This is a genomic window from uncultured Methylobacterium sp. (assembly GCF_964242245.1).
In the GTDB taxonomy this organism is placed as follows: domain Bacteria; phylum Pseudomonadota; class Alphaproteobacteria; order Rhizobiales; family Beijerinckiaceae; genus Methylobacterium.
Genome location: NZ_CAXTBY010000135.1, coordinates 1 through 8,691 on the forward strand (window position 1 = coordinate 1; position 8,691 = coordinate 8,691).

Below are 8,691 nucleotides of genomic sequence, written 5' to 3' on the forward strand. Positions count from 1 at the left end.
ATCCAGGCCGAGGCCGGACGGGCGCTCGGCGGCGGCGATGCGCTCGTGACCCGCGAGCGGCACCGTGCGGCGCTCGGCCGGTGCGTCGCGCATCTCGACCGGGTCGCGGCAGGGCGGGCCGGGGCCGGGCCCGAACTCGTCGCGGAGGACCTTCGGCTCGCCGCGCGGGCGCTCGGAGAGGTCGGCGGTCACGTCGGCGTCGAGGACGTCCTGGACCGCCTGTTCTCGGGGTTCTGCATCGGCAAGTGAGGCCGCGCGACCGCGCGGCACCCGGCGCGGCAGCGATGTTTCACGTGAAACATGGCCCGGCCGCTCAGCAGGCTTGCGTTGGCAGGCCCACGCTTCGTCCGCCTAGCTTCTTGCTTTGTCGCAGGTTTCGGAAAACCGCGGGCCACTTTTCCGAAACCTGCTTAGAGTGCTTCCCGACGAAGTGGACACCGGTTCGTCGCAAGGAAGCACGTCAAAACAAGACCTTAGAGCCGTGCCCGACCCAACGTGGTCGGGCACGGCTCTAGGAGCGGCTGAGGAACATCCCCGTCAGCAGGAAGCCGAAGCCGGCGAGCCCGAGGGCGCCTTCCTTTCGCTGCGACGGATCGGTGAAGTGAGCGACCGCGCCGCAGGCGCAGCAGAGCGCGCCCATGCCAATGGCAACCATGTGCATCGTCGTCATCCTCGTCGGTCGCCCTCGCGGGAGGTCTACGACTTCGCGAAACCGGATGGGCGCGCCGAGCGCCGCGAGCCATTTATGAAAAACTTATCAACATTCATGCCATGCGATGTCACACCCGGCAAACGGGTCCGGTCCTCGGCCGAAAGTCGGCGGCGCCGCGTTTCGGCGGTGCGAAGACCCGGTTTCGTTCGAGCTCGATGGCCGCCGCACGCCTTCGCGGAACCGGGGCCCTTCAGGCACCATCCCGACTGCCCGCGCCCCTGCGCCCTCCGCTGCACGAGCCCGACCCGGCGCCGCAGCGCGTCGACCGGCGTTGACCTTCGCGCATCGGGGCGGCACATCTCGGCGATGGTTGAGACCTCCCGCAGCTTCGATGTCGTGGTCGTCGGCGGCGGCCATGCCGGCGTCGAGGCGGCGGCGGCGGCCGCCCGCTGCGGCGCCCGCACGGCCCTGGTCACGCACGATGCGGGCACCATCGGCGCGATGTCGTGCAACCCGGCGATCGGCGGCCTCGGCAAGGGCCACCTCGTGCGCGAGGTCGATGCCCTCGACGGGCTGATGGGCCGGGCGGCGGACGCCGCCGGCATCCAGTTCCGGCTGCTCAACCGCCGCAAGGGACCGGCCGTGCGCGGCCCCCGCACCCAGGCCGACCGCAAGCTCTACGCGGCGGCGATGCAGGGGCTCGTCGCCGAGACCGAGGGGCTCGCCGTGATCGAGGGCGCCTGCGAGGACCTCGCTGTGGCGCAAGGCCGCGTCGCCGGCGTCGTGCTCGGCGACGGTCGGACGCTCGGGTGCGCCGCCGCGGTGCTGACCACCGGCACGTTCCTGCGCGGCCTGATCCACATCGGCGAGACCCGCATCCCCGCGGGGCGCGTCGGCGAGGCGCCGGCGCTCGGGCTCGCCGCGACGCTGGACCGCCTCGGCTTCCGCCTCGGTCGCCTCAAGACCGGCACGCCGCCCCGCCTCGACGGACGCACCATCGACTGGGCCGGCCTGGAGATGCAGGAGGCCGACGCCGAGCCGGTGCCGTTCTCGACCCTCACCGACTGGATCACCACGCCGCAGGTGCGCTGCGGCATCACCCGAACGACCCGCGCCGTGCACGACCTGATCCGCGAGAACCTGCACCGCTCGCCGATGTACTCCGGCGGCCTCAGCAGCCGGGGCCCGCGCTACTGCCCCTCGATCGAGGACAAGGTGGTGCGCTTCGGCGACCGCGAAGGCCATCAGATCTTCCTGGAGCCGGAAGGCCTCGACGACCCGACGATCTACCCCAACGGCATCTCGACCGCCCTGCCCGAGGCGGTGCAGCGCGATCTCGTCGCGCTGATCCCCGGCCTGGAACACGCAAAGATCCTGCGGCCGGGCTACGCCGTCGAATACGATTACGTCGATCCCCGCGAACTCGATGCCGGTCTTCAGGCCAAGCGCCTGCCCGGGCTGCTGCTCGCCGGCCAGATCAACGGCACGACGGGCTACGAGGAGGCCGCCGGCCAGGGGATCGTGGCCGGCCTCAACGCGGCGCGCATCGCGAGTGGGGCCGCGCCCGCGACCTTCGACCGGGCGGAATCCTACCTCGGCGTGATGATCGACGACCTCGTCACCCACGGGGTGAGCGAGCCCTACCGGATGTTCACCTCGCGCTCGGAATACCGGCTGTCCCTGCGGGTCGACAACGCGGACGAGCGGCTGACGCCACGCGGCCTCGCGCTGGCTTGCGTCGGCTCCCGGCGCGCGGCGCACTTCGCGGCATCGCAGGCCGAACTCGCGGCGGTGCGGGCGCGCCTCGACGGCTTGAGCCTCACCCCGAGCCAGGCCTCCGCCCACGGCATCGCGCTCAACCAGGACGGCATCCGCCGCAGCGCCTTCCAGCTCCTGTCCTACCCGGAGCTCGACTGGAACCGCTTGGCCGGCGTCTGGCCGGACCTCGGCGCGGTCTCGGCCCGGATCGCCGAGCGCTTGGCGACGGACGCCACCTACGCGGTCTACCTCGACCGCCAGAACGCCGACATCGCCGCCTTCCGCCGCGACGAGGCGGTGCTGCTGCCGGCCCGGCTCGATTACGCCGGCATCGCCGGGCTCTCCAACGAGATGCGGACGAAGCTCGAGACCGTCCGTCCCGGCACCCTGGGGCAGGCGGCGCGAATCGAGGGGGTGACGCCGGCAGCCCTGACGCTGCTCGCGGCCCACGCGCGCCGGGACAGCCGAGCGGTGGGCGCGTGATGGCCAAGCCCCAGACCTTCCCTCCCCCCTCTGCGGGGGAGGGTGGCCCTCGCGTCAGCGAGGGTCGGGTGAGGAGAGTGCCCTTTACGGATAGGTCGCTCCCCTCACCCGACTTAGCTCGCGGGCCACCCTCCCCTGCAGAGGGGGGAGGGAGCAGCGCGCCCGGACCATGTCCGGGAATGTGACACACCCGATGAGCCGCGAACGCGACCGCGTGCTCGCGGCCGCCGATGTTTCACGTGAAACAGCCGAAAAACTCGACCTCTACGTGGCGCAGCTCACCCGCTGGCAGGCGATCAAGAACCTCGTCGGGCCATCGACGCTGGCCGAAGTCTGGACCCGGCACGTCGCCGACGCGCTCCAGCTCCTCACGCTGATGCCCGCGGCGCGGACGTGGCTCGATCTCGGCTCGGGCGCCGGCATCCCCGGCCTGATCCTCGCCATCGCCGGCCCGCCCGGCATCCGGGTCGACCTCGTGGAGAGCAACGCGCGCAAGTGCGCCTTCCTCACCGAGACCGCTCGCCTCACCGGCGCGCCGGTCCGGGTCCACAACGCCCGGATCGAGGCCGTGATCGGCGATCACCGCGGCGTCGACGTGGTCTGCGCCCGGGCGCTCGCGTCGCTGACCCAGCTCCTCGCCTGGGCCGAGCCGCTGTTGAAAACGGGCACCACCGGCCTGTTTCCGAAGGGGCGGGAGGTGGAAGCGGAATTGACCGAGGCCGCGGCGCGGTGGACAGTCGGCCACGATCTCCTGCCGAGCCGGACCGAGTCGTCGGCCCGGATCGTTCGCGTCACCGCCCTCGCTCCGAATCGCCCATGACACGTGATGGTCTTCCCCGCCCCGACGCCGCGTCGGCGCGGCCGCTGCGGGTGCTCGCGCTCGCTAACCAGAAGGGCGGCGTCGGCAAGACGACGACGGCGATCAACCTCGGCACGGCGCTCGCGGCCATCGGCGAGCAGGTGCTGGTCATCGACCTCGACCCGCAGGGCAACGCCTCGACCGGCCTCGGGATCGACCGGCGCCAGCGCCGCGTCTCGACCTACGAGGTGATGGCGGGCGAGGCGTCGCTGGCCCAGGCGGTGGTGGCGACCGCGGTGCCGCGCCTGTCGGTGGCGCCCTCCACCATGGACCTGCTCGGGCTGGAACTGGAGATGGCCGCGAGCGCCGACCGGGCGCATCGCCTGCGCAACGTGCTGAAAGGTCTGTGCGACTCACCGGTCACGCGGGACGTGACCTACGTGCTGATCGACTGTCCGCCCTCGCTGAACCTGCTGACCATCAACGCGCTCGCCGCCGCCGACGCCGTGCTGGTGCCGCTGCAATGCGAGTTCTTCGCCCTCGAAGGCCTGAGCCAGTTGCTCCGCACCGTCGAGCAGGTGCGCGGCGCGCTGAACCCGCGGCTGACGATCCAGGGCATCGTGCTCACGATGTTCGATCCGCGCAACAACCTCTCGGCGCAGGTGGTGGCGGACGTGCGCGGCTTCATGGGCGAGAAGGTCTACGAGACCATGATCCCAAGGAACGTCCGCGTCTCCGAGGCGCCCTCGCACGGCAAGCCGGTGCTGCTCTACGACCTGAAATGCGCCGGCAGCCAAGCCTACCTCCGGCTCGCCTCCGAGGTGATCCAGCGCGAGGGCCGCGTGCCGGCGGCGGCGGCCTGACCCCCTGCCCTGTCGGGTTGTGTGATGCGTAGCGGAGCGAGCGGCATGGCGGACGAGACGGCACGGCCCCGGCTGGGGCGCGGGCTGGCAGCCCTGATCGGTGATTTCGGAGATTCGGGGGGCGAGGCCGCCAAGACCCAGCCGCAGCGCAGGGTCGCCGTGGAGTTCCTGCGTGCGAACCCGCGCAACCCGCGGCGCAGCTTTGCCGAGACCGACCTCGACGAGCTCGCCGCCTCGATCCGCGCCCGCGGCATCATCCAGCCGATCGTGGTGCGGGCGCTGCCCGAGGTGCCGGGCGCCTTCGAGATCGTCGCGGGCGAGCGGCGCTGGCGCGCGGCCCAGCGCGCCGGGCTCGACGAGGTGCCGGTGGTGGTGGTCGCGATCGACGACCGCGCCTCCCTCGAATTCGCGATTCTGGAGAACGTCCAGCGCGCCGACCTCAACGCCATCGAGGAGGCCGCGGGCTACGAGCGCCTGATGAGCGAGTTCGCCTACACCCAGCGCGAACTCGCCGAGATCCTCGGCAAGAGCCGCAGCCACCTCGCCAACACCCTGCGCCTGCTCAACCTCCCGGCCAAGGTTCAGGACCGGCTGATCGCCGGCGAGATCAGCGCCGGCCACGCCCGCGCGCTCCTCGGCGTCAGCGCCCCCGAGACGGTGAGCCGCCGCATCGTCGAGGAGGGGCTGAGCGTGCGCGACGTCGAGGCGATCGCGGCGGCCGAGCACCAGCCGGATGCGGCCCCCCGCTCCGGCCGCCCCCGCGGCGTCACGGAGCGGACCGCCGAGATCCGAGGGCTGGAGCAGCGCCTCGCGCGGGCCCTCGGCGTCGGCGTGACGCTCCGGGCCAAGGACACCAGCGCGGGCGAGATCCGCATCCGCTACGACAGCGCCGAGGAGTTCGCGGCGCTGTGCCGCCGCTTCCGGGTGTCCGAGTCGGACTGACTTCGGATCGGCGGACGCACGTCGCGACGTGGCTGACGACGACCGCGTACGATTTTCGTTCGATCGGACCGGTCGCGCGCTCCCTCCCCCTTCAGCGGGGGAGGGTGGCCGTCGCGTGAGCGAGGGTCGGGAGAGGGGAGCGCCGTATCCGCATCGTCGCTCCCCTCTCCCGACTTAGCTCGCGGGCCACCCTCTTCCGCAGGGGGGAAGAGGGCGTCAGCCACCTCCCGATCCGATCCATCGGAGACCGTATCCACCCTCTTGACAGTCCCGCCAGTATGGTCTGTATATTCTGTCATGACAGAAATTACAGATAAGCCAGAAGTCCTCCCGGCCGCGGTCGAGCGCTTCGTGCTGCACTGGGGCGACCTCGGCGGGCAGTGGGGCGTGAACCGCTCGGTGGCGCAGATCCACGCCCTTCTCTACCTCGCCGAGCGTCCGCTGACCGCCGACGCGATCGCGGGCACCCTCGGTATCGCGCGCTCGAACGTCTCGACGTCGCTGCGTGAACTCCTCGGCTGGAACCTGATCCGCCGCGTGCCGGTGATGAACGAGCGCCGCGACCACTTCGCCGCCGAGACCGACCTCTGGGAGATGGTCACGCGCATCGCCGCCGGCCGCAAGGAGCGCGAGATCGATCCCGCGATCGCGGCGCTCCGCGCCTGCGTCGCCGAGGCCGACGGCGACCCCGCGGTCGGCGCGGTCGCGCAGCGGCGCCTGCGCGCGATGCTCGACTTCACCGAGACGATGGAGCGCTGGTACGGCCAGATGCTCAACGTGCCCCGCGGGACGCTGGCCAAGCTGATCCGGCTGGGCAGCCGGATCGTGAAGTTCCTGCCCGTCAAGGCCGAGCCCTGACGCGCACGCCCCGACATCCGAGCCCTGACATCGGGAGACCGCCATGCGCGGCGCCATTCCTGCCCGCACGATCCCGTCCCCCGCGGACCCCGCCCCGGGACGCCCTCCCGCCCGCGCACCGGACGCCGGCGGCGATCTCCTCGACCTGCGCTTCCGCGCGCTGATCCCGGACGGGGACTGGGCCGGCCTGCCCCCGGCCGTGCGCCGGCGCTTCGGCAAGCGCCTCGCGCAGGGCGCGAGCGCGGTCTACGTCGGACGGGTCGTGGCGGTGCGCTTCAGCCGTCTCGGCTGGCTCGCCGCGCAGGCGGCGCGCCTGCTGGGCGGGCCGCTGCCCCTGGACGCCGCGCCCGGCCGGGCCAGCGTCGTCACGGTGACCGAGGACCCGGACGGCGGCGGCCAGATCTGGACGCGGCTCTACGCCCGTGCCGCCGGCTTCCCGCAGGTGATCCACTCGGCCAAGCGCTTCGCCGGCCCGACGGGCCTGGAGGAGCACGTCGGCGCCGGCGTCGGCATGAGCCTCACCGTCTCGGCGGCGGACGGGGCGCTGGCCTTCCGCAGCGGGCGCTACTTCGTCGACCGCTTCGGGCGGCGCCTGTACCTGCCGGGCTGGCTCACGCCCGGCGCGCTCACCGTCACCCACGCCGAGGCGGGCGCGGGCGAACCCGCGGGCGCCTTCCGCTTCACCCTCGACATCCGCCACCCGTGGCTCGGGCGGCTGATCCGGCAGGAGGCCGTCTTTCGGGACGCCGAGCCGGCCGATCCCGGCGGCGCCGGGACCCTCGCGACGGACCGGAGGAACGTGGCATGACCTCGACCCTGCTGTGGTGGCTCATCGCGGTGCAGATCGCGATGGGCGCCTTCGACACGCTGTTCCACCACGAGCTGACCGAGCGGCTCGCTTGGCGCCCGTCGCAGCGCGGGGAGCTGCGGCTGCACGCGGTGCGCAACGCCCTCTACGCCGGGCTCTTCCTGACCCTGGGCTTCGCCGAGCCGCGGGGATGGCTGGCCGCCCTCACCCTCACCGTTCTCCTGGCGGAGGTCGGCATCACGCTGGCCGACTTCGTCGAGGAGGACCTGAGCCGGCGCCTGCCGGCCTCCGAGCGGATCAACCACACGCTGCTCGCCCTCAACTACGGCGGCATCCTGGCGCTCATGGTGCCGATCCTGCTCGTCTGGGCCGGGGAGCCGACCGCGCTGCCGCTGACGACCCATGGGGCGTGGAGCGGGCTCGCCCTCTCGGCCGCCCTCGGCGTCGCCCTGTTCGGCGCCCGCGACTGGTTCGCGGCCGCGCGCTCCGACCGCTTGGCCGAGCCGCCCGCGGCCGGCCTCGTCGCCCTGCCGCCGGGGTGCCGCGTCCTCGTCACGGGGGGCACCGGCTTCGTCGGGCGCCGGCTCGTGGCGGCGCTCGCCGCCTCCGGTCACGCCGTCACCGTCCTGACGCGGGATGCCGCCCGCGCGGCCGCCCTGCCGGCGCCGCACGCGGTGGTGACGCGCCTCGACCAGATCCCGGACGATGCCCGCTTCGACGCGGTCGTCAACCTCGCGGGCGAACCGGTGGCGGACGGCCTCTGGACGCGGGCGCGGCGACGCCGCATCCTCGCCTCGCGGCTGCGCATGACCCGCGACCTGCGCCGCCTGATCGCCCGGCTCCGCGACCGGCCGGCGGTCGTGGTCAGCGGCTCGGCGGTGGGCTGGTACGGCGTGCGCGGCGACGCCGCGCTAACCGAGGCGAGCGGGCCAAGCCAGGGCTTCACGCACCGGGTCTGCGCGGCCTGGGAGCGCGAGGCGGGGCGGATCGGCGCGCTCGGGCCGCGGGTGGTGACCCTGCGCATCGGCCTCGTGCTCGCCGTCGAGGGCGGCGTCCTCGCCCGGTTCCTGACCCCGTTCGAGTTCGGGCTGGGCGGCCCGATCGGCAACGGACGGCAGTGGATGTCGTGGATCACGCGCGACGACCTCGTGCGCCTGATCGCCCACGCCATCGTCGAGCCCCGACTCGCCGGGCCGGTCAACGCGACCGCGCCGAACCCGGTGCGCAACGCCGCGTTCGCCCGCGCGCTGGGCGCGGCGCTGCGCCGGCCCGCCCGCGTGCCGGTGCCGGCCTGGCCGCTCGACCGGATCGGCGGGGACTACGCCCGGGAACTCCTGCTCGGGGGCCAGCGCGTCCTGCCGGAGGCGGCGAGCGCGGCGGGGTTCCGGTTCCTGCATCCGGACCTCGCGCCCGCGCTGGCGCACCTCCTGGGCGCGGATGCGCGGCCGGCGCAGGCTGGTCCGCGGGTCGAGGCGCGGGGCCTGCCGAGTACTCCGTAGCGTTCCGCGCCCTGGCATCCTTCCCGCTC

Annotated in this window: 8 protein-coding genes and 1 pseudogene; 8 read left to right on the forward strand and 1 reads right to left on the reverse strand. The window is 73.2% G+C overall.

From position 1 onward, the window contains the following. Window positions 1-249 (forward strand): annotated as a pseudogene (locus ACFE8Y_RS19120) (tRNA uridine-5-carboxymethylaminomethyl(34) synthesis GTPase MnmE); the annotation flags it as partial. A gap of 262 nt (window positions 250-511) precedes the next feature. Here the strand turns inward: ACFE8Y_RS19120 and ACFE8Y_RS19125 are convergent. Beyond that, window positions 512-661 (reverse strand): hypothetical protein, encoded by a 150-nt coding sequence (locus ACFE8Y_RS19125; RefSeq protein ID WP_375465962.1) that lies wholly within the window; start codon window positions 659-661, stop codon window positions 512-514. Window positions 662-1,018: 357 nt separating this feature from the next. On the opposite strand from ACFE8Y_RS19125, the gene mnmG reads away from it, so the two are divergent. The 7 genes from mnmG (at window position 1,019) to ACFE8Y_RS19160 (ending at window position 8,662) form a co-directional block, all read left to right on the forward strand. Beyond that, complete coding sequence (gene mnmG / locus ACFE8Y_RS19130) at window positions 1,019-2,893, forward strand: tRNA uridine-5-carboxymethylaminomethyl(34) synthesis enzyme MnmG (protein WP_375465963.1); 1,875 nt, start codon at window positions 1,019-1,021, stop codon at window positions 2,891-2,893. A 193-nt stretch (window positions 2,894-3,086) separates the two neighbouring features. Further along, complete coding sequence (gene rsmG / locus ACFE8Y_RS19135) at window positions 3,087-3,713, forward strand: 16S rRNA (guanine(527)-N(7))-methyltransferase RsmG (protein ID WP_375465964.1); 627 nt, start codon at window positions 3,087-3,089, stop codon at window positions 3,711-3,713. Further along, on the forward strand, window positions 3,710-4,555 hold the full coding sequence (locus ACFE8Y_RS19140; RefSeq protein ID WP_375465965.1) for a ParA family protein: 846 nt from the start codon (window positions 3,710-3,712) through the stop codon (window positions 4,553-4,555). The genes rsmG and ACFE8Y_RS19140 overlap by 4 nt, the downstream gene beginning before the upstream one ends. A gap of 45 nt (window positions 4,556-4,600) precedes the next feature. Beyond that, complete coding sequence (locus ACFE8Y_RS19145) at window positions 4,601-5,497, forward strand: ParB/RepB/Spo0J family partition protein (protein ID WP_375465966.1); 897 nt, start codon at window positions 4,601-4,603, stop codon at window positions 5,495-5,497. A gap of 297 nt (window positions 5,498-5,794) precedes the next feature. Then, complete coding sequence (locus tag ACFE8Y_RS19150) at window positions 5,795-6,355, forward strand: GbsR/MarR family transcriptional regulator (RefSeq protein WP_375465967.1); 561 nt, start codon at window positions 5,795-5,797, stop codon at window positions 6,353-6,355. A 43-nt stretch (window positions 6,356-6,398) separates the two neighbouring features. Further along, window positions 6,399-7,163, forward strand: coding sequence for a DUF4166 domain-containing protein (locus ACFE8Y_RS19155; RefSeq protein ID WP_375465968.1), 765 nt, complete (start codon window positions 6,399-6,401; stop codon window positions 7,161-7,163). Continuing rightward, window positions 7,160-8,662, forward strand: a complete 1,503-nt coding sequence (locus ACFE8Y_RS19160) for a TIGR01777 family oxidoreductase (protein WP_375465969.1) — start codon at window positions 7,160-7,162, stop codon at window positions 8,660-8,662. The genes ACFE8Y_RS19155 and ACFE8Y_RS19160 overlap by 4 nt, the downstream gene beginning before the upstream one ends. Window positions 8,663-8,691 lie beyond the last annotated feature (29 nt).